The sequence below is a fragment of the Aeromonas crassostreae genome (assembly GCF_054052445.1).
This window is the reverse complement of the sequence record NZ_JBSTYM010000037.1, coordinates 1-19,547: the sequence shown is the minus strand read 5'-3', so window position 1 is coordinate 19,547 and position 19,547 is coordinate 1. Positions and strand designations below refer to the sequence as shown.

The 19,547-nt window shown below is 60.1% G+C and carries 18 protein-coding genes and 3 pseudogenes; 9 read left to right on the top strand and 12 right to left on the bottom strand.

What is annotated here, in order from left to right; all coding sequences use genetic code 11:
• Positions 1-83: 83 nt before the first annotated feature.
• The 3 genes from ACW5W4_RS18050 to ACW5W4_RS18040 all read left to right on the top strand — a co-directional run bounded on the left by ACW5W4_RS18050 (position 84) and on the right by ACW5W4_RS18040 (position 2,723).
• The gene (locus ACW5W4_RS18050) at positions 84-1,463 is read left to right on the top strand and encodes a glycoside hydrolase family 1 protein (protein ID WP_456690314.1); all 1,380 of its coding nucleotides are present in this window, start codon (positions 84-86) and stop codon (positions 1,461-1,463) included.
• Positions 1,464-1,473: 10 nt separating this feature from the next.
• Entirely contained in the window at positions 1,474-1,785 is a 312-nt protein-coding gene (locus tag ACW5W4_RS18045) for a PTS lactose/cellobiose transporter subunit IIA (RefSeq protein ID WP_201276436.1), read from the top strand.
• Positions 1,786-2,027: 242 nt separating this feature from the next.
• Positions 2,028-2,723 carry a family 16 glycosylhydrolase gene (locus tag ACW5W4_RS18040; RefSeq protein ID WP_456690313.1) on the top strand — a complete coding sequence of 232 codons (696 nt, stop codon included), beginning with the start codon at positions 2,028-2,030 and terminating at the stop codon, positions 2,721-2,723.
• A gap of 804 nt (positions 2,724-3,527) precedes the next feature.
• Here ACW5W4_RS18040 and ACW5W4_RS18035 read toward each other — a convergent pair.
• Positions 3,528-3,692, bottom strand: a pseudogene (locus tag ACW5W4_RS18035) (efflux RND transporter permease subunit); the annotation flags it as partial.
• 587 nt (positions 3,693-4,279) lie between these two features.
• Between ACW5W4_RS18035 and ACW5W4_RS18030 the strand changes: the two are divergent.
• Together ACW5W4_RS18030 and ACW5W4_RS18025 are read left to right on the top strand one after the other, a co-directional pair.
• Positions 4,280-5,770 carry a SulP family inorganic anion transporter gene (locus ACW5W4_RS18030; protein WP_456690312.1) on the top strand — a complete coding sequence of 497 codons (1,491 nt, stop codon included), beginning with the start codon at positions 4,280-4,282 and terminating at the stop codon, positions 5,768-5,770.
• 19 nt (positions 5,771-5,789) lie between these two features.
• On the top strand, positions 5,790-6,641 hold the full coding sequence (locus tag ACW5W4_RS18025) for a universal stress protein (RefSeq protein ID WP_456690311.1): 852 nt from the start codon (positions 5,790-5,792) through the stop codon (positions 6,639-6,641).
• 38 nt (positions 6,642-6,679) lie between these two features.
• On the opposite strand, the gene ACW5W4_RS18020 is transcribed toward ACW5W4_RS18025, so the two are convergent.
• From ACW5W4_RS18020 to ACW5W4_RS17975, 10 genes and pseudogenes are all read right to left on the bottom strand, one after another.
• Positions 6,680-6,910: a thioredoxin family protein gene (locus tag ACW5W4_RS18020; RefSeq protein WP_427262949.1), complete on the bottom strand. Its 231-nt coding sequence runs from the start codon at positions 6,908-6,910 to the stop codon at positions 6,680-6,682.
• A 13-nt stretch (positions 6,911-6,923) separates the two neighbouring features.
• Positions 6,924-7,967: a permease gene (locus tag ACW5W4_RS18015; RefSeq protein ID WP_456690310.1), complete on the bottom strand. Its 1,044-nt coding sequence runs from the start codon at positions 7,965-7,967 to the stop codon at positions 6,924-6,926.
• Between the two features lie 75 nt (positions 7,968-8,042).
• Positions 8,043-9,479 (bottom strand): annotated as a pseudogene (locus ACW5W4_RS18010) (glutathione synthase).
• A 152-nt stretch (positions 9,480-9,631) separates the two neighbouring features.
• Entirely contained in the window at positions 9,632-10,168 is a 537-nt protein-coding gene (locus ACW5W4_RS18005; protein WP_456690309.1) for a sigma-70 family RNA polymerase sigma factor, read from the bottom strand.
• Positions 10,169-10,176: 8 nt separating this feature from the next.
• The gene (gene arsC / locus ACW5W4_RS18000) at positions 10,177-10,608 is read right to left on the bottom strand and encodes a glutaredoxin-dependent arsenate reductase (protein WP_456690308.1); all 432 of its coding nucleotides are present in this window, start codon (positions 10,606-10,608) and stop codon (positions 10,177-10,179) included.
• Positions 10,605-11,681: an ACR3 family arsenite efflux transporter gene (arsB, locus tag ACW5W4_RS17995; protein ID WP_456690307.1), complete on the bottom strand. Its 1,077-nt coding sequence runs from the start codon at positions 11,679-11,681 to the stop codon at positions 10,605-10,607. Before arsB ends, arsC begins: the two co-directional genes overlap by 4 nt.
• Positions 11,681-12,922 (bottom strand): organoarsenical effux MFS transporter ArsJ, encoded by a 1,242-nt coding sequence (gene arsJ / locus ACW5W4_RS17990; protein ID WP_456690306.1) that lies wholly within the window; start codon positions 12,920-12,922, stop codon positions 11,681-11,683. Before arsJ ends, arsB begins: the two co-directional genes overlap by 1 nt.
• 6 nt (positions 12,923-12,928) lie before the next feature.
• Entirely contained in the window at positions 12,929-13,945 is a 1,017-nt protein-coding gene (locus ACW5W4_RS17985) for an ArsJ-associated glyceraldehyde-3-phosphate dehydrogenase (protein WP_456690305.1), read from the bottom strand.
• A gap of 10 nt (positions 13,946-13,955) precedes the next feature.
• On the bottom strand, positions 13,956-14,453 hold the full coding sequence (locus ACW5W4_RS17980) for a phosphatase domain-containing protein (RefSeq protein ID WP_456690304.1): 498 nt from the start codon (positions 14,451-14,453) through the stop codon (positions 13,956-13,958).
• A gap of 72 nt (positions 14,454-14,525) precedes the next feature.
• Positions 14,526-14,894: an ArsR/SmtB family transcription factor gene (locus ACW5W4_RS17975; RefSeq protein ID WP_456690303.1), complete on the bottom strand. Its 369-nt coding sequence runs from the start codon at positions 14,892-14,894 to the stop codon at positions 14,526-14,528.
• 144 nt (positions 14,895-15,038) lie between these two features.
• Here ACW5W4_RS17975 and ACW5W4_RS17970 point away from each other — a divergent pair, with 144 nt between their 5' ends.
• Together ACW5W4_RS17970 and ACW5W4_RS17965 are read left to right on the top strand one after the other, a co-directional pair.
• Positions 15,039-15,770 (top strand): MurR/RpiR family transcriptional regulator, encoded by a 732-nt coding sequence (locus ACW5W4_RS17970; protein WP_456690302.1) that lies wholly within the window; start codon positions 15,039-15,041, stop codon positions 15,768-15,770.
• Between the two features lie 182 nt (positions 15,771-15,952).
• Positions 15,953-17,389, top strand: coding sequence for a 6-phospho-beta-glucosidase (locus ACW5W4_RS17965; RefSeq protein ID WP_456690301.1), 1,437 nt, complete (start codon positions 15,953-15,955; stop codon positions 17,387-17,389).
• Positions 17,390-17,459: 70 nt separating this feature from the next.
• Here the strand turns inward: ACW5W4_RS17965 and ACW5W4_RS17960 are convergent, their stop codons facing one another.
• Positions 17,460-17,882 carry a GNAT family N-acetyltransferase gene (locus ACW5W4_RS17960; RefSeq protein ID WP_408797683.1) on the bottom strand — a complete coding sequence of 141 codons (423 nt, stop codon included), beginning with the start codon at positions 17,880-17,882 and terminating at the stop codon, positions 17,460-17,462.
• A 165-nt stretch (positions 17,883-18,047) separates the two neighbouring features.
• Between ACW5W4_RS17960 and ACW5W4_RS17955 the strand changes: the two genes are divergently transcribed.
• Positions 18,048-18,548, top strand: coding sequence for an SRPBCC family protein (locus ACW5W4_RS17955; RefSeq protein WP_041993720.1), 501 nt, complete (start codon positions 18,048-18,050; stop codon positions 18,546-18,548).
• 89 nt (positions 18,549-18,637) lie between these two features.
• Positions 18,638-18,793 (top strand): annotated as a pseudogene (locus ACW5W4_RS17950) (helix-turn-helix domain-containing protein); the annotation flags it as partial.
• Between the last annotated feature and the right edge of the window lie 754 nt (positions 18,794-19,547).

Here is a 19,547-nt window from a genome sequence, read left to right as displayed (position 1 = left end):
ACCCCCCACTGCCGCCGCCGCCCCCCCCCCCCGGGCCCCGCCCCCCCCCCCCCCCCCACGCCTGTCATCAAGAGGAAACAACAATGCAATACACATTTCCCGAAGGCTTCTGGTGGGGCAGCGCCTCGTCGGCCGCACAATCGGAAGGGGCTGCCAACGTGGGCGGCAAGGCACCGACTATCTGGGATCACTGGTTCGAGACCGAGCCGCACCGTTTTCACGGTCAGGTAGGTCCAGCCAATACCTCCACTTTCTACGAGCGCTATCGCGAAGATATCGCACTGATGGAACAGATTGGCCACAACAGCTTTCGCACCTCCATCTCCTGGGCCCGGCTGCTGCCGGATGGCCACACCGTCAACCAGGAAGCCGTCGACTTCTATAACAAGGTGATCGACGAACTGCTGGCCAAGGGGATCAAACCCTTCATCGGCCTGTTCCACTTCGACATGCCGATGTACTGGCAAGAGCAAGGGGGCTGGGAGAGCCGCGAAACCGTGGCGGCTTTTGCCGAGTACTCAGAGCTCTGCTTCAAGCTGTTTGGTGATCGCGTCGCCTGCTGGATGACCTTCAACGAACCCGTGGTGGTGGTGGAAGGGGGCTATCTGTATGACTTCCACTACCCGAACCAGATGGACTTCAAGCGGGCAGCCCAGGTGGCCTATCACATGATGCTGGCCCACAGCCTGGCGGTGAAGCGCTATCGCGCACTCTCCCTGCCGGGCCAAATCGGCATCGTCCTGAACCTGACCCCCTCCTATCCGCGCTCTTCCAACCCGGCGGACTTGAAGGCCTCGTTCATTGCCGACCTGTTCTTCAACCGCGCCTTCCTCGATCCTGCGGTGAAGGGGGTCTATCCCCAGGAGCTGATCGACATCCTGCGCGAACACGATCAGATGCCCGTGGTGCAAAGCGGCGACTGCGAGCTGCTGGCCGCCGGCAAGATCGATCTGCTCGGCATCAACTACTACCAGCCGCGGCGAGTGAAGGCACGCATGACGGCCATCAACCCGGGCGCCCCTTTCCTGCCGGACTGGTTCTTCGAGAATTACGAAATGCCGGGCCGCAAAATGAACCCCTATCGCGGCTGGGAAATATATGAGCGCGGTATCTATGACATATTGATCAACCTGCGCGACAACTATGGAAATATCCCCAGCTATATTTCCGAGAATGGCATGGGCGTCGAGGGGGAACACAGATTCATTGGTGAAGATGGCCAGGTAAAAGACGATTATCGAATCGACTTCATTCGTGGTCACCTCCAGTGGATTCATACCGCCATTGACGAAGGAAGTAATTGCCGCGGCTATCACCTGTGGACCTTTATTGACAACTGGTCCTGGATGAATGCCTACAAGAACCGTTATGGATTCATCAGCCTTGATTTGGAAAGCCAGCAGCGCACCGTCAAGAAGAGTGGTGAATGGTTCGCCGACGTTTCTCGTAATAATGGATTTTAAGGAGTCATAAATAATGGATCTTGAAGAAGCAGTCATGGGCATCATCGTCAACGCTGGCCAATCTCGCAGTCTCTGTTTCGAAGCCCTGCGTCAGGCCCGCGCCGGCCAGTTCAGCGAGGCGGATGCCTTGCTGCTCCAGGCCACCGAAGCAGGCAAGGCCGCCCATGCCGTACAAACCAAACTGATTGAAGCCGATGAGGGCGAAGGCAAGACCAAGATGACGCTGGTCATGGTGCATGCCCAGGATCATTTGATGACCTCCATTCTGTGCCGTGAGCTGGCCACCGAACTGGTCGAGATCTATCGCCGCCAAGCCAGCTGATATGTAACTCATCGGATCGGGAGTCCGTGCTTTTGCCACCGTAATATTACGGTGGCTTTTTTATTCTGGTTATACCAGCCAGTCGTCATGTATTTCATATCCTTTGCAGGCAATTTCAAAAGCATGAAATTGTCATGACGCGATATCAGCATAAGTTTCCAGATTTGTTTATGGCTATTCTGATGCTGCTTGTAGCCATCAATAAAAACACTCACCAATAAACACATAGGAATGTGGAAAATATGCAAAAACTTGGACTGATGTCAGCATTGCTGCTGGCGGGGGGATTATATTCCACTCAGGCATCGGCATGGTGGTGGAGCAATCAGGATTGGCAGGTCTCCGACGGCTGGCGTAACGGCGGATCGGAATTTGACTGCACCTGGCGCGCCGCCAACGTCTGGATGGAGTCCGGCATGGCGATCCTCCATGCGAAATCCGACCGGGGCAACAAGAGCTGCGCTGAGCTGCGAACCTACAACTACACCCGCAAGGGCCGTTATGAGGTGCAGATGCAGGCAGGATCGGTGCCCGGCACCATCAGCTCCTTCTTTACCTACACCGGGGATGCGGGCACCAGCTCTCACTATGAAGTCGATATCGAGCTGATGGGGGGCACCAACCTGCTCCATACCAACGTCTGGATCCAGGGGCGTCAGTATCCTCAAGACATCGATCTGGGCCAGTACGGCATGTCCATCTGGAACATGGAGCGTTACGCCTTCAACATCGACGAGGCGGGTGTCACCTGGCAGGTCTTCAGCCGCACCCAGAACAAATGGGTGAGCGTGCGCCGCGAGAGCCGTCCCGTCACCAGTTGGATGCAGCTCTTTGTGAACAACTGGATCAGCGCCAATCCGAGCTTCCCGCCCAGCTCCTACAATGGCCAGCCCGTCTACGCCAAATACAAGTACGCCAATGTGACGCCCTGGGAGTGAGAGACAGAGTGGCTGCCTGCTGGGTCAGGCGGCCACCCTTGTCACCTCTTGTGAGGTGGATGGGAAGGCGCCACCCGAGCCGAATACCAAGGATGCCGAGCACAATCAGTGTCATGTCGCTCGCCTGCGCGACCCCGAGCAGGCGACAATAGGCCGCCCAGTCGGTGACGATCGCAACCAGTGGATAGATGAACGTCAGCCCCCCCAATGACCGGTGTTGTCAGCTTCGGATAGGCCATGAGCACATAGGCAATGCCGATGTGCAGGACACAGATGCCAAGCAGCCATCCCCATGACGCCGAGGGAACAGAGCGGCAAAGGGTTGGCGCCAGGACGAAGCCAACCCTTTGTGCCTTTCTGGTTTGATGCCCCTCCCCGTCCCCACCTTGGCGATGGCGCCCCTTCCCATAAGAGATAGCGCGAGACCGCCCCCGCGTTTCCAGACTCTCAGCGGTCTGTTCGATAGCTGCCGAGCATGAGAAAGACCAGCACGGCAAGTAGGCCAATCAGCCCGGCAGAGGTCACCAGCAGGGTCGAATGGGCCTCCAGAAGGCCACTTTCACCGCCTCGATGAACGCGCTTGCCCGAGGTTCTGCCAGCGTCTGGGCGACGACTGTCGCCTATTGAACGCACGGCTTGCACCTTGAGTGGCTCGACGAGCGTGGAGGCCCCCCCCGCAGTACCGACCATTCACCACAGGCCCAGCACCAGGGCACGATCACCCCCTTCGAAGGTGCGCCGAATGGTGCCAGGCACGCAGGGCATGATCATCGCCCCCCCAGGGCCAGCCACCTCGCGCATCGGTCAGCACGATCGGCGCTGTGCTCGGCGCGCCCGCCAGGCCTGAATGCGCGCCTGGGTGCCGATGGCGAAGACAAAGAAGACCGGCACGAAGAAGATGGCCAGCAGGGTGGCGCTGATCATGCCGCCGAACACGCCGGTGCCGATGGCATGCTGGGTCTCCGCGCTGGGCTTGGCCGTCGTCGCGGCCATCGCGCAGGCCCATGGGGGCAGTGCTGCCTGCCATGCCCGGGCAGCAAGGGGAAGCCTGTTCGAGCTGAGCTGGCCCTGCACGCCGCCATGACGGTTCCATGGCCCCTCCCCCTGCCCCATGACCCCGCCCCTGGGGAGTCCGGCTGAGCCGGGAGCGGGGTGATCGCCCCCCCATTGAAGGGTCAAGGCCGAGTCTCCATGGGCCTTCTTCTGGCCGCGAAAATGCCTTTTGTCCCCTCTCTCTTGCCAGCCATGATGACGGCACATGAGGTCAGGATTGCGCAGGCCCAAGGGGAGGCGCCCGGGGCGATTTGCCCTTTCATGGCACGCCAACAGCTGTTAACATGCCGCCCCTATGCCTATTTTTCGCTCTGGCGTGACCGTCACGCCGCCCTAACCCCCCTTCGCGGCGCCTGCCGCCTGACTCTGGTTGTCACAACCGGAGCGTGTTTGTTCATCCGTCATATACCAATACAACAATCTGATCCTGCCCGAACACCACCTGACCCCGAGTCTGTGGTGGCTGGCGGCCATGGATCCTCAACAAGCGAGAAAATCCCCCCATGCTGGAACGTGCAAGACAAGAGTGGTTCTCCAACATACGTGGCGACCTGCTGGCCGGTATCGTGGTCGCCCTGGCACTGATCCCGGAAGCCATCGCCTTCTCCATCATCGCCGGCGTCGACCCCAAGGTCGGCCTCTATGCCTCCTTCTGTATCGCCGTGGTCATCGCCTTCGTCGGTGGCCGTCCCGGCATGATCTCCGCCGCCACCGGCGCCATGGCGCTACTGATGGTGACCCTGGTCAAGGAACACGGCCTGCAATATCTGCTGGCGGCCACCCTGCTCACCGGGGTGTTGCAAATCGTGGCGGGCTATTTGAAGCTCGGCAGCCTGATGCGGTTTGTCTCCCGCTCCGTGGTCACCGGCTTCGTCAACGCCCTGGCCATCCTCATCTTTATGGCCCAGCTGCCGGAGCTCACCAACGTCACCTGGCAGGTTTACGCCATGACGGCGGCCGGCCTTGCCATCATCTATCTGTTCCCGCTCATCCCCGTGGTGGGCAAGCTGGTGCCCTCTCCGCTGCTGTGCATCGTCATACTGACGGCGGTGGCCATCACCATGGGCATCGATATTCGCACCGTGGGTGACATGGGCGAACTGCCCGATACCCTGCCCATCTTCCTCTGGCCCGAGGTGCCGCTCAATCTCGAGACCCTGGCGATCATCTTCCCCTACTCTGCGGGTCTGGCCGTGGTGGGTCTGCTCGAATCCATGATGACGGCGGCCATCGTCGACGACCTGACCGATACCCCAAGCGATCGCAATCGCGAGTGCAAGGGCCAGGGGATCGCCAATATCGGCGCCGGCCTGATGGGGGGCATGGCGGGGTGCGCCATGATTGGCCAGTCCATCATCAACATCAAATCCGGTGGCCGCGGTCGCCTCTCCACCTTTGTGGCGGGCACCCTGCTCATCCTGATGGTGGTGTTCATGGATGAGTGGATCCGCCAGATCCCCATGGCAGCCCTGGTGGCCGTGATGATCATGGTCTCTATCGGAACATTTTCCTGGGAGTCGGTGCGCAACCTGAAAACCCACCCCCTCTCCACCAGTATCGTGATGCTGGCCACAGTCGCCGTGGTGGTGGCTACCCATAACCTGGCACTCGGGGTATTTGTCGGGGTGCTGCTCGCCTCCCTGTTCTTCGCCAACAAGGTCGCCCGCTTCATGCTGGTCAAGAGCGACAGCGAGCGCAGCGGCGTGGTGCGCACCTATCGGGTAAGGGGCCAGGTGTTCTTCGCCAGCGCCGAGCAGTTCTTCGCCGGCTTCGATTTCAAGGAGGTGGTGGAGAAGGTAGTGATCGACCTCACCCATGCCCACTTCTGGGACATCACCGCCGTCACGGCGCTGGACAAGGTGGTCATCAAGTTCCGCCGCGAGGGCACCGAGGTGGAGATCATCGGTCTGAACGAGGCCAGTGCCACCATAGTCGATCGCTTCGGGGTACACGACAAACCGGAAGAAGTGGAAAAGCTGCTGGCTGGCCACTGATCACAACAAGGAGTCCATCATGACCCATATTTTTGCCTGTATCGACGGCTCCCCTGCCCTGGCGGCGGTGTGCGACGCCGCCGCCTGGGCCTCGACCGGCACAGGGCTGCCGGTCACCCTGCTGCACGTACTGGAAAAAAACGCGTTTGAGGGGGAGAGCGATCTCTCCGGCGCCATCGGTCTGGGCAGCCGTGAGCTGCTGCTCGAGGAGCTGGCCGAGCTGGATCATCGGCGCAGCCGCCTGGCCCAGGAGCAGGGTCGCCTGCTGCTCGAGAGCGCCCAAGGCTACTTGACTGGTTTGGGGGTGACCCAGGTCGAAAGCTTGCAACGCCACGGCCAGCTGGTGGAGACGACCCAGGAACTCTCATCCAACATGCGGATGATGATCATGGGCAAGCGGGGCACAGCCCACGCCGGGGATCATGCGCTCATCGGCAGCCATCTCGAGAACGTCATCCGCACCCTGGCCAACCCCATCATGGTGGTGCAGCCGGGCTTCGAGGCGCCGCGCCGCTTCCTGCTGGCCTATGACGCCAGCCCGACCGCCAAGAAGGTGCTGGCGCTGGTCGCCGGCAGCCCGCTGCTCAAGGGGCTGGCGTGCGAGCTGGTGATGGTCGGTGAGCCGAGTGACGAGCACGAGCGCCAGCTGGCGCAGGCCAGGCAGGTGTTGAAGAGTGCGGGGGTCGAGGTCGATGCCCGTCTGCTTCAGGGGGAGGTTGCCCCGAGCATTTGCCAGCATGCCACCGAGGCGGGGATCAACCTCATCGTGATGGGGGCTTACGGCCACTCACGGATCAGGCAATTTATCGTGGGCAGCACCACCACGGGGATACTGAAAATGACCAACGCCTCTCTGTTGTTGCTGAGATAATCAATCATCAGGGGCGGGATAGCCCGCCCCTGCGTGTGTCAGAACCAGCTTTGTACCGCCTCTCTGGCCGGGATCCCGCCTGCATGGACTACCTTGTCATCGATGACGACGGCCGGCGTCGACATCACCTTGTACTTCATGATGTCAGGCAAGGACTCCACCTTCTCAAGCTCAATTGAGACACCCAGTTCATCCACCACCTGCTGGATAAGCTGGACGGTGTGCTTGCAATTGGCGCAGCCCATGCCCAGCACTTTTACATGTTTCATCTCACACTCCTCATCAAGAAATCAACGGCGATACGACGTTGAACACCCACCCAACCAGGGTGAAGGAGACCAGCAGCACCAGCAGCAAGGTGCCCAGCAGCGGCCACTTCATCACTTGCTTGAGCAGAATGAATTCAGGAAAACTGGCCGCCACCGTGCTCATGCAAAACGCCAGTGTGGTACCGATGGGCAAGCCATTGACGATCAGGCTCTCCATGACCGGGATCACACCGGTCGCATTCGAATAGAGGGGAATGCCGATCAGCACGGCAGCCGGAACTGACCACCATTGACCGGCACCAAGGTGTGAGGCAATCCAGCCATCAGGCACAAAGCCATGAAGCGCAGCGCCAAGCCCCACACCGACAATGACCCAGATCCATACCCGTTTGAAGATGGTGAGGGTTTCATCTTTGGCAAAGCCATGGCGCTTGGCCAGTGAGAGGCTAGGAGTATCTACGTGCTGTTGGGCAATATTGCCTTGCTGATGCTGCCCCTGCCTGAGGGCCTCAGCGGCAAAATCTGCCAGCCAGCGTTCGGCCTTGATCTTGTCCAGAAATACCCCACCCAGGATGCCAACCGCCATGCCGACCACCACGTAAATCAGGGTGAACTTCCAGCCCAGCAGACTGACCAGCAACAGGACGGCCACTTCGTTGATAAGGGGTGAGGTGATGAGGAAGGCCATGGTGATCCCGAGGGGGATACCGGCTGAGGTGAAGCCCAGGAACACAGGAATACTCGAGCAAGAACAAAAAGGGGTGATAGCACCAAAGCCGGATCCCAGGAGATAGCCCAACCCTCTGTGCCTGCCCGCCAGATAGTCCCTCACCCGTTCGACGTTCAGGGAGGCCCGCAGCATGGCCACTATGTAGATCATGACCAGCAGCAGCGCAAAGATCTTGCTCACATCCTCCACGAAGAAATGCAGCGCGTCCCCCAGCCTGGTTTGCGGGCTCAGGCCCCATTGCTGGTAGACCAGCCAGCTGGCAAAGTCGGTGAAAATCTGAAACATAATGGCTCCATCAACATCGCGGTTATCCAGAAGACGTTGCATGTCAGCAAAGGATGCTCATAGTTTTCGTTTTTTTGCTTGCGCCGCGATCTCATGATCTGCACCCAGCCCCTTCCATCAATCGCTGAATACCAGCGAGTCAAGGACACCTTGCCCGCTATGAACGCCTCCTTCTGTCGCTTCGGCCGATTTGCTACGGAGCAGATATCCAGCGAAGCTCTGCTCGGCAGAGCCAGGATTGCCATCTATCTGAACGGTGAACATGCCTAGTTCACCGATCAAATCCGTCACCCGATGCAGCTCTCCTCTGCGCACTATCCAGGCAGGCATGGCTCTGGGAACGGGATGTAAGCGGCCCATCAGCGACCAGGCCTGATATTGGAGTGGGTCAAGCGTTGCCAATTTTGCCAGGATGTCAGCCCCAAACAGACAATGCCCACCCCCTTCACCCTGATTTTTAAGCACCCAACTATCGGCGGGCGCAGCTTCTACAAAGTGGGCGCTATCTGGGGTAACAGGGTGCATCTCCCCCAGAACATCTCTCACTGTATCAGCCTCTTGCGGGGTCAAGCCAAATGAAGCGAATCCCTCTTCGCCCAAACGCGACAGCAGCATCTGTACTCGTTTGCTGGTCGCCAATTGCTGGGCGACCGTGGCATTGACGGCGACTCTGTGTCGCTCAATCAACACACGGGTCGCCATCAGCGCCTGGCAACATCGCTGCTCTTTGAGATCAGTCGCCTCATAATCCGAATATTGGTATCCGGCCCGCAGATAAACGGTATCGAGGGAGCCGACCCCATCGAGGAGCAACCTGTCGTTGGCGCCCGTACTCAGTCGATGATGCAGTTCACGAAAGGTTCTGCGCTGGGTCTCAATCCCTTTGCGCTGGAGTGCCCGCTCAAGCAGGTGTTGATCAAACACATTGTTCTCATGCTCCTGCACTATCATCAGAAACCTTGCCGGGCCGGGGTCGCCAAACTCACGCTTGATCTTGAAGGTGGCCTCGGCAATGCCTGCCGACAATCCTTCAATGGCATGATTGCCGACAGGCTCCCCCATCGCCTCGGGTGACAACTGCGCATATTCAGCAGGTCATTGCCGTTGCAGATAGTGGTGCAGTTCATGTATTCGCTGACCAAATGGCCCCATACCAGCGGCGATGCCATTGAACTCTACCAGCTTGTGGCCATCTCGCTGGTCGTCCATAAAGTCGCTGCGCATGATGAGCAATGGCAGCCGGGGGGCCTTGGTGGCTGATGCGTGTATCTGTTGATGCATGCTGAGCAGGGCTGAAAAGAAGGGATCGCCCGCCGTGATGGGATGAATGGCATCGTATAAAAAACCATGATCCTCAGAGACGGCATAGATCAGCTTGCTCAACGTCTGCGCCGCACCTTTCAAATGCTGGTAGCTCGCTCTGCTGATCGGGGTCGGTGTCAGGGTAAATGGGGTATGCACGGCAGAATGCGGCGACGCTTTAAAGGCGACACCCTGGGTTAATGCCCACTCGACAGCATCATCTTTGATTTTATGGATGCCAAGAGAACTCATCATAAGCTCCTGATTGTTGGCTCACTGACCTGAAAGAACCGTCTATCCAGCGCTGGCATGGCTGTAGCCCCGCTTCTTTGGCCGAAGCCAAGAAAAAATAAAGAAAAGGCCGAGGAGAACACCTTGGCCTTTTGCTGAACATGGGTCATGGCTTACTTCACCGCTGGGGTGAAGCAACAGACCCGGCCCGTGTCATCCAACCTGACCTGACAGTCCAGAGAGAGCCGCTGACGCAGACGCTCCCTGGCCCGTAACAATCGGGACTTGGTGGCGGCAAGGGTCAGGCCGTATTGGGCGGCAAAATCTGCCTGCTTCATCCCCTCCAAATCGCAGCACCTCAGAATATCCCGGTCAGCCTGGGCCAGCTTCTCCAGCACTCTGGGCAAGCAGCCAGCCAACGAATCCACCGCATCAGGCTCACTCTGCTGCATGACCAACCCGTCAGGAAGTTGCAGCAGAGGGCGTTGCCTGCGGCTTCTATCAATCACCAGATGTCTGGCGACGTCAAACAGCCAAGCCCTGGCATTCTCGATGGCGCAGAATTTCCCCTGCTGGCGGATCGCCCGCAAGAAGGTCTCTTGCAGCAGATCATCGGCATCCATCGGGCTGCCAGATTGCTTGAGCAGCCACCCATAGATCTCATGTTCGTGCTGCTGCCACGCCGTCATCAGGCAAGGTGGCGCACCCATTGGCCCGGTCACTTGATACGTTTTCCCTGTGCATCCACCACCCGCTCCCCGTCTTCCTTGCTGAAGGCCCCCCGTTGGGGGCTCGGCAAAATATCCAGCACCACCTCTGACGGACGGCACAGCCGGGTGCCAAGCGGGCTCACCACTATGGGACGGTTGATCAGGATGGGATGAGCCAGCATGGCGTCGATCAACTCATCATCGCTGAACTTCTCCTCCGCCAGCCCCAGCGCCTCAAAAGGCGGCACATTCGTGCGCAGCAACCCGCGCGCCGGCATGCCCATGGCGGCAATCAGGGCGACCAGGGTCTCGCGGCTCGGCGGTGTCTCCAGATAGTGGATGACGGTCGGTTCAACCCCTGAGTTGCGGACAAGCGCCAGCGTGTTGCGGGAGGTGCCGCACGCCGGGTTGTGGTAGATGGTGATAGGGGTGTCGCTCATCCTTGCACCTTCGCTTTGCCATAGTTGCCCTTCATGCGCAGGGCCACGTTGACCAGGGCAATCAGCACAGGCACCTCCACCAGCGGACCTATGACGCCGGCGAAGGCCTGATCCGAGCTCAAGCCAAACACGGCGATGGAGACCGCGATGGCCAGCTCGAAGTTGTTGCCGGTGGCGGTAAAGGCGATGGAGGCGTTCTTGTCATAGGGGATGCCCAGCTTCTTGCCCACCAGGAAGCTGGTGAAGAACATCAGCACGAAGTAGACCACCAGGGGCAACGCCACCCGCAGCACATCCATGGGCAGCTCGACGATCATCTCCCCCTTGAGGCTGAACATCAGCACTATGGTGGCCAGCAGGGCGATCAGAGTGATGGGTGAAATAGCCGGGATGAAGCGCTCGCTGTACCACTTCTCCCCCTTGGCCTTGATCAGGTAATGGCGGCTCAGGAAACCTGCCAGGAAGGGAATGCCGAGATAGATGAGCACGCTCTCGGCAATATCCAGCATGGTGATGTCCACCGCGAAGCCCTGCAGGCCAAACAGCGGCGGCAGTACGGTAATGAACAGCCAGGCCATGAAGCTGTAGGTGAGGATCTGGAAACCGCTGTTGAGGGCCACCAGGCCCGCACCGTACTCCTTGCTGCCGCCACCAAGATCGTTCCACACCAGCACCATGGCGATGCAGCGCGCCAGGCCGATCAGGATGAGGCCCACCATGTAGCCAGGCTCGTCATGCAAGAACACCAGGGCGATGACGAACATCAGAATGGGGCCCACCAGCCAGTTCATCACCAAGGAGAGGGTAATTGCCTTACGGTCGCGGGTCATGGTGCCCATGGTGGCGTAGTTCACCTTGGCGAGCGGCGGGTACATCATCAGGATGAGGCCGATGGCAAGCGGCACATTGGTGGTGCCCACCGACATCGCCTCATTCCATTGCGCCACCTGGGGGAAGAGATAACCAATGCCCACCCCAATCGCCATGGCGACGAAGATCCAGAGGGTGAGATTGCGGTCGAGAAAGCTCATTTTTTTGCTGACGGGCAGATCGCAGCAGGCTGTAGTACTCATCACGAGACTCCATGAGGATTGGATGAAACGGGCGGCTGATGGCGGGGCAAACCGATTGAAATGAGCGCCGCCAACAGGATAAAGAGGGTGGAGATCCAGAGGCAGGCCTCGAGACCATAGAGCTGGAACACCAGCCCAGAGAGCAGGGTGCCGAGCAGGCGCCCCAGGGCATTGGCCATGTAGTAGAAGCCCACATCCAGCGATACCCCGTCAGAGCCGGCATAACTGACAATCAGGTAGCTGTGCAGGGAGGAGTTGATGGCAAACAGGGCGCCGAACACCATCAGACCGCCCACCAGGCTGATGGCCGGATGCAGATCGAAATGCAGCGCCAGGGCGATCAGGGCCGGGATCAGGGCCAGCACCAGGGCCCAGCCCATGGCCGCCTTGCCATCGGGTACCCGCCCCTCCCGCTTGCTGGTAAAGCGGGGGGCCTGGGTCTGAACCACCCCGTAGGCAATGATCCAGAGCGCCAGGAATCCCCCCACATACCAGTGATCCCAGCCAAAGCTGGAGGCGAGATACACAGGCAGCGCCACCACGAACCAGACATCCCGGGCACCAAACAGGAAGAGGCGGGCCGCCGACAGGGTGTTGATGGCCCGGCTCTTGGAGAAGATCTCCCTGAACTTGGGCTTGTTCTTGGCTTTGCCGAGATCCCGTTTCAGGGTCAGCACGCTGACGCACCACACCAGCGCCAACGCCAGCGCCATGACCAGCACGGCCCCCTGAAACCCGAGCAGGGTCAACAGGGCGCCGCCGAGGAAAAAGCCCATCCCTTTCAAGGCATTCTTCGAACCCGTCAGGAGGGCCACCCACTGGTAGAGCTGACCCTGGGCCTCTCCCGGCACCAGCGACTTGATGGCGCTCTTGGCGCTCATCTTGTTGAGGTCTTTGGCTACTCCCGAGAGCGCCTGGGCCGCCATCACCCAGGGCACCGTCAGCCAGAGGGTTGGCACCAGCAGCATGCCAAGCGCCAGCACCTGGAGGGCGAGGCCAATGTTCATGGTGCGGTTGAGCCCGAGGCGAGCCCCGAGCCAGCCCCCCACCAGATTGGTCACCACCCCGAAGATCTCGTAAAAGAGAAACAAGGAGGCGATGGCCAAGGGGCTGTAACCCAGCCCGTGGAAGTAGAGCACCACCAGCATGCGCAGGGCGCCGTCGGTCAGGGTAAAGGCCCAGTAGTTGCCGGTCACCAGCAGATACTGGCGAGCCTCGGGGGAGAGTCGGGTCAGTGCCATGGCGGGTTATCCTTGCGCCTTGTCCATCTGACCGACCATACGCATCAGCTCGGCGGTGCGGTTGGCATAGCCCCACTCGTTGTCATACCAGGCGTAGATCTTCACCTGGGTGTCGTTGACAACCATGGTGGAGAGCGCATCTATGGTGCAGGAGCGCGGATCCGTCTTGTAATCCACCGACACCAGGGGGCGCTCCTCATAGCCCATGATCCCCTTGAGCTCACTCATGGCGGCGGCCTTGAGCAGGCCATTGACCTCGGCTTCGGTAGTGGGACGGCTCACCTCGAACACGCAGTCGGTGAGGGAGGCGTTGGCGAGCGGCACCCGCACCGCATGACCATTCAGCTTGCCCTTGAGCTCGGGGAAGATGTGGGTGATGGCGGTGGCAGACCCCGTGGTGGTGGGGATGAGGCTCAGGCCGCAGGCGCGGGCACGGCGCAGATCGCTATGGGGTGCATCCAGGATGGTCTGGGTGTTGGTGATGTCATGAATGGTGGTCATGGAGCCGTGCCTGATACCGAGCTGCTCGTGGATCACCTTCACCACTGGCGCCAGGCAGTTGGTGGTACAGGAAGCAGCCGTCACGATAGGATGCTGCGCCTTGTCATAAAGATGGTGGTTGACCCCCATCACGACGTTGAGCACCCCCTCTTCCTTGACCGGCGCTGTCACCACGACACGCTTCACCCCTTGCGCCAGATAAGCACCCAGCAGGGCCTTGGTTTTCATCTTGCCGGAAGCCTCGATCACCACATCACAACCGGACCAGTCAGTCTGACCGATCTCTTTGTTGCGGGTGCAGAGGATGCGATGGTTGCCGATCACCATCTCGTCCCCCTCGCTGCTGGCTTCATGATGCCAGCGGCCATGGACGGAATCGAAGGTGATGAGGTGTGCCAGGGAGGCGGCATCGCCAGCCGGGTCATTGATGCGGACAAACTCCACATCCGCCCAGTCGAAGGCGGCACGAAACGAGAGACGGCCCATGCGGCCAAAGCCGTTGATACCCACTTTGATGGTCATGCTGTGTTCCTTAATCGGCAAATGAATAGTGGCTGTTGAGGTAGTCAACGTGGGGCGCCAGGGTCAGCGCCTTGGGGCGCAGCCCTTGCACCAGCGCCTTGACCTGGCTGGGGGCGTAGCCCGATTCCAGCAACAAGATGGCCGCCATCAGTCCGGTACGACCCGAACCGCCACGGCAATGAATGGCCAGGGTCTGACCCGCCGCCAGGCGAGCCAGCAGCGCCGTCTTATGGTTGGCAAAGGCGGCGGCAAAGGGCGCCTCGGGAGCACAATCGTCCTCCACCGGCAGCTGGCACCAGGCCAGCCCCAAGGCGGCGCACTCGGCGGGCAAGGCATCGGCCTTGAACTGCGTCAGCTCGGCATTCGGCATCAGGGTGATCACGGCCTCTGCCCCTGCGGCTTGCAATGTCTTGAGGGAGGCTTGCAAGGAAGCCTCCCTGGTGCCAGGGCAGGGAGTGAAGACAAGGCGGGCGCCATTGTCCAGGTTCAGGATGTCAAAGGGGTGCATGTTAAAACGACTCCATGTCTCGTCAGGATGGGGTAAAAATGGGACTCAGCACGCGGTGATACCGGGCAGGTGTCAGCGCGGCTCGTCGCAACAGGAGGCGTGCGACTGGCTGCTGGCTGCCTGGGGGCGGCTCTCAGCCAGACCGCAGGCCTCCGGATGACCGGCGCAGCACTCCTCGGTGAGGTAGCCGATAAGGTCCAGCATCAGGGGGATGTTGGCGCGATAGCGCAAGAAGCGTCCCTCCTGCTCCACCGAGAGCAGTCCCGCGTGCAGCATGGCTTTCAGATGAAACGAGAGGGTATTCGGGGCTAGGTCCAACTCGCTGGCCAGCTGGCCGGCGACCTGGCCTTCCAGTCCGGCCTTGACCAACAGGCGCCACACATCGAGGCGAATGCCGGATGCGAGGGACTCGAATACCTTGGTGGCGATCTCTTTGTTCATTTGGAACCTCTTCAATCACTTCATGATTTCAACTATACAAGAATAATTGAAATGATCAAGCCATCCTCTCCAGGTTCCAATTTACAAGGGGAGGCATGATTGCCATCATGCCCCCTTCCGACACCCCAGCGAGCGGCATCCATCATGTTCAATCACCTCTCCCTCTCCACCTTCAACGAGCTGGAGCTGATGGTCTACCACTATGTCATCAAGCACAGGGAGCAGGTCCCCTTCATGCGGATCCGCGAGCTGGCAGAGGCGGCCGGGGTCTCGACTACCACGGTGCTGCGCTTTTGCAAGAAGCTGGGCTGCGAGGGTTTCTCCGAGTTTCGGATCCGCTTCAAGCTCTCCCAGGAGCAGGAGGCCCAATCGGTCGCCCGCTTCGGGGTCAACGAACTGATGAGCTTCTTCAAGAGCATCAACAACCCCGAATTCGAGACCCTGGTCGACCAGGCCGCCGCCCTGGTCGCACAGGCCGATCGGGTCTTGTTCGTCGGGGCGGGCACCTCGGGTTCCCTCGGCAAATACGGGGCCCGTTTTTTCTCCAACGTCGGCAAATTCAGCAACCATATCGACGATCCCTATTACCCCATCAGCACGGACACCTTCAATAATGCGGTCGCCATTATTCTTTCCGTCTCGGGGGAAACGCCGGATATTTTAAAGCTGGCGCAAAATTTCAGTTTTCATAAATGCAAGCTCATCAGCATCACCAATAGCGAGACCTGTTCCCTGGCCAAAATCGCCGATTTCAATCTCTCCTACCATATGCCGCAATTATTGGTTGGTCAGCAGTACGATATAACGACCCAGGTGCCGGTCCTGTATATTCTCGAGGCCATCGGCAGGCGTTTGACGGCCCATTCCGCCCCCTGAAAACAGGCTGTTTTTTGGGTGTGACAGGTCACGAAATGCCTGTTTCGTTATATCGTGACTTTCGTATTTGCTTTGCTAACCTCTTGCCATCGCACCTCGTCCCCAGCCCGGGCCCGCCCCGGTATCTCGCGGCGAGGGATGGCCAGACGACGCCATATTGGCGCCTTTGAGGAGAGCAACCAATGACACGGCAAGGGTTACCGAAAGAGTTTCTGTGGGGGGGCGCAGTCGCGGCCCATCAGGTGGAAGGCGCCTGGGATCAGGGGGGCAAGGGTCCCAGCATAGTGGACGTGCTGACCAGCGGCGCCCACGGCGTCGACCGTATCATCACGGACGGCATACTGCCCGGCCACCACTACGGCAACCACGAGGCGGTGGATTTCTATCACCACTACCCCCAGGACGTGGCCCTGCTGGCCGAGATGGGCTTCAAATGTTTTCGCACCTCCATCGCCTGGTCGCGCATCTTCCCCAAGGGGGACGAGCTCACCCCCAACGAGCAGGGTCTGCAATTTTATGACGACCTGTTCGACGAGCTGCTCAAACACGGCATAGCGCCCGTCATCACCCTGTCCCACTTCGAGATGCCCTGGCACCTGGTCAAGGAGTACGGCGGCTGGAAGCATCGCAAGCTGGTCGAATGCTTCGTGCGCTTTAGCGAGGTGGTGATGCGCCGCTATCGCCACAAGGTCAAATACTGGATGACCTTCAACGAGATCAACAACCAGCGCAACTGGCGCTCCCCCCTGTTCGGCTACTGCTGCTCCGGCGTCGTCTATACCCAGGAGCCGAACCCGGAGGAGTGCATGTACCAGGTACTGCACCACCAGTTCGTGGCCAGTGCCCAGGTGGTCAAGCTGGGCCACGAGATCAACCCCGACTTCCAGATCGGCTGCATGATCGCCATGGTGCCCCTCTACCCCTACTCCTGCCACCCGGACGACGTCATGTACGCCCAGGAGGCGATGCGCGAGCGCTTCCTGTTCAGCGACGTCCACGTGCGCGGCGCCTACCCCGCCTACATCCGAAAGGAGTGGGAACGCAAGGGTTACCAGATAGTGATGGAACCCGGCGACGAGCAGATACTGCGGGAGGGCTGCGTCGACTACATCGGCCTGAGCTACTACATGAGCAACGCGGTGCGTGCCCATCATCAGGGCAGCGGCAACGCCCTCTCGGGCTTTGAGGGCAGCGTGCCCAACCCCCACGTCAAGGCCTCCGACTGGGGCTGGCAGATAGATCCGGTCGGCCTGCGCTACAGCCTGAACATCCTCTATGAGCGCTACAACACGCCCCTGTTCATCGTCGAGAACGGCTTCGGCGCCCTGGATAAGCCGGGGGATCAGGGCGAGGTGCAGGATGACTATCGCATCGACTACCTCAGATCCCACATAGAGCAGATGAAAAAAGCCGTCATCGAGGATGGGGTCGAGCTGATGGGTTACACCCCCTGGGGCTGCATCGATTGCGTCTCCTTCACCACGGGGGAGTATCGCAAACGCTACGGCTTCATCTATGTGGACAAGCACGACGATGGCAGCGGCAGCCAGGCCCGCAGCAAGAAGAAGAGCTTCCATTGGTACAAGGCGGTGATCGCCAGCAACGGCGAGACCCTCTGAAGCCAGGCCCCGACCTGCAAAAAGGGTTACCCTCGGGTAACCCTTTTCGTTTGCATCCCAAGGCAACCCCTCAATAGAGGCAGAGCCTGCGCCAGGGGCCCGTCACCTCGCACAGGCCCGTCTCCTCGGTCGGCTCCCAACCGAGCCGGCGATAGAAGGCGATGGCCGTGGTGTTATGGACGGCCACCTTTAGGGAGACGGGCCTTGGCAGCTCGGCCAGCGCCCGCTCCAGCAGGGCTCTTCCCATCCCCTGTCCATGCCAGTCGGCGGAGACATAGAGGTGATGGACGAAGCGCTCCGGTGCCCAGACGGCGATGAAACCGCAGGGGCTGCCCCCCTGCTCTGCGACCCAGACCCGCTCGCCGCGGGTCTGCTCGGCAAAATCCGCCAACGCAAATTGCGAAGGCTCTACCCAGTGAAACGTCTGGCGACGCCCCTTTTGAAACAGATGGGACAAGGGTGTCACATCCGCCTGTGTCATGGCTCTGATCATCGGCCTCTCTCCCTCCCATCACACTCTGCAACGTGCCGTCAGCCATCAGCTTACCCCAGCTGGGTGACAGGATCCGCGTCACCCCGCATCCGCTGCTGTTAATTTGAACAACGGGCGGGCTATACTGCCCGGGTCCCGCCTACGGATAAGTGAGGTTGACCGACCATGGATAACAAGCAGATTGAAGGTAACATCTTTATTCCGGCCCACCTAGACGATGTCTGGCATGCCTGGACCACGGAGAGCGGGCTGCGCAGCTTCCTCGCCCCCGAGTGTCTGGTGGTGGCCGAGCCCAATGGCCCGTTCGAAATCTATTTTCGCCCCGATGCCCCCCTTGGCGAGCGCGGCAGCGAAGGGTGCCGGGTCATGGCCGTCATGCCCCATGACCTGCTCAGCTTTAGCTGGAACTTCCCCCCCCACCTGCCCCACGTGCGTCAGCAGAAGACCCAGGTCAGCCTGCGCTTCGTGCCCGAAGGCCAGGGCACCCGCCTCCATCTGCTGCAAACCGGCTGGGCCAACGACCCGGACTGGGACGAAGGTTATGCCTACTTTCGCCGCGAATGGCTGGAAACCGTGCTGCCCCGCCTGCAATACCGCTTCACCCACGGCCCCATCGACTGGCACAACCCCCCCAGCGGCCAGCAGCTCAAGTCCCTGGCGCAATAAAGCCGCCGCTCTTGCAGTCAACAACACCGCCCAAACGTGAAGTGAACCCCGAAAGTTGGACGCCCAACGAGTAGGGGTTCTTCGTTTCTATGGCAAAGCCAAAATACTCGACCGACTTCAAACGTCAAGTCGTTCTTCACTATCTCAACGGTCATGACGGTGCCAAGAAGACGGCCGCCCTGTTTGGGATCGATCATGGCGCCGTTCGCCGCTGGACTGAGCACTGGAAAGCCAGGGGAAAGAATTTAGGACACCCACCTTTTTGAGTGCCGCGTTCAAGCCCGATTCGCCGCAACCACCTTGAGAAAACCATCAAAAAACCAAGGCCACCCCGAGGTGGCCTTGATGTTTGGGTGCCCGAAGGGGAGCCGGCTTATACCCCCAGGCGGTCGCGCAGGGTGTACCAGGCAGCGCCAGCGGCGGTGAAGGGGATACGAAACAGGCGGCCGCCGGGGAAGGGGTAGTGCGGCAGTCTGGCGAATAGGACAGAGAATTTAGGACAGAGAATTTAGGACACCCACCTTTTTGAGCGCCGCGTTCAAGCCCGATTCGCCGCAACCGCCTTGAGAAAACCATCAAAAAACCAAGGCCACCCCGGGGTGGCCTTGGTTGTTGGGTAGCCAAAGAAGAGCCGGCTTACACCCCCAAGCGGTCGCGCAGGGTGTACCAGGCGGCGGCGGTGAAGGGGATGCGGAACAGACGCCCCCCCGGGAAGGGGTAGTGGGGGAGCTTCGCGAAGGCAGAAAATTTGGGACACCCACCTTTTTGAGCGCCGCGTTCAAGCCCGATTCGCCGCAACCGCCTTGAGAAACCATCAAAAAACCAAGGCCACCCCGAGGTGGCCTTGATGTTTGGGTGCCCGAAGGGGAGCCGGCTTATACCCCCAGGCGATCGCGCAGGGTGTACCAGGCGGCGGTGAAGGGGATGCGGAACAGACGCCCCCCCGGGAAGGGGTAGTGGGGGAGCTTCGCGAAGGCAGAAAATTTGGGACACCCACCT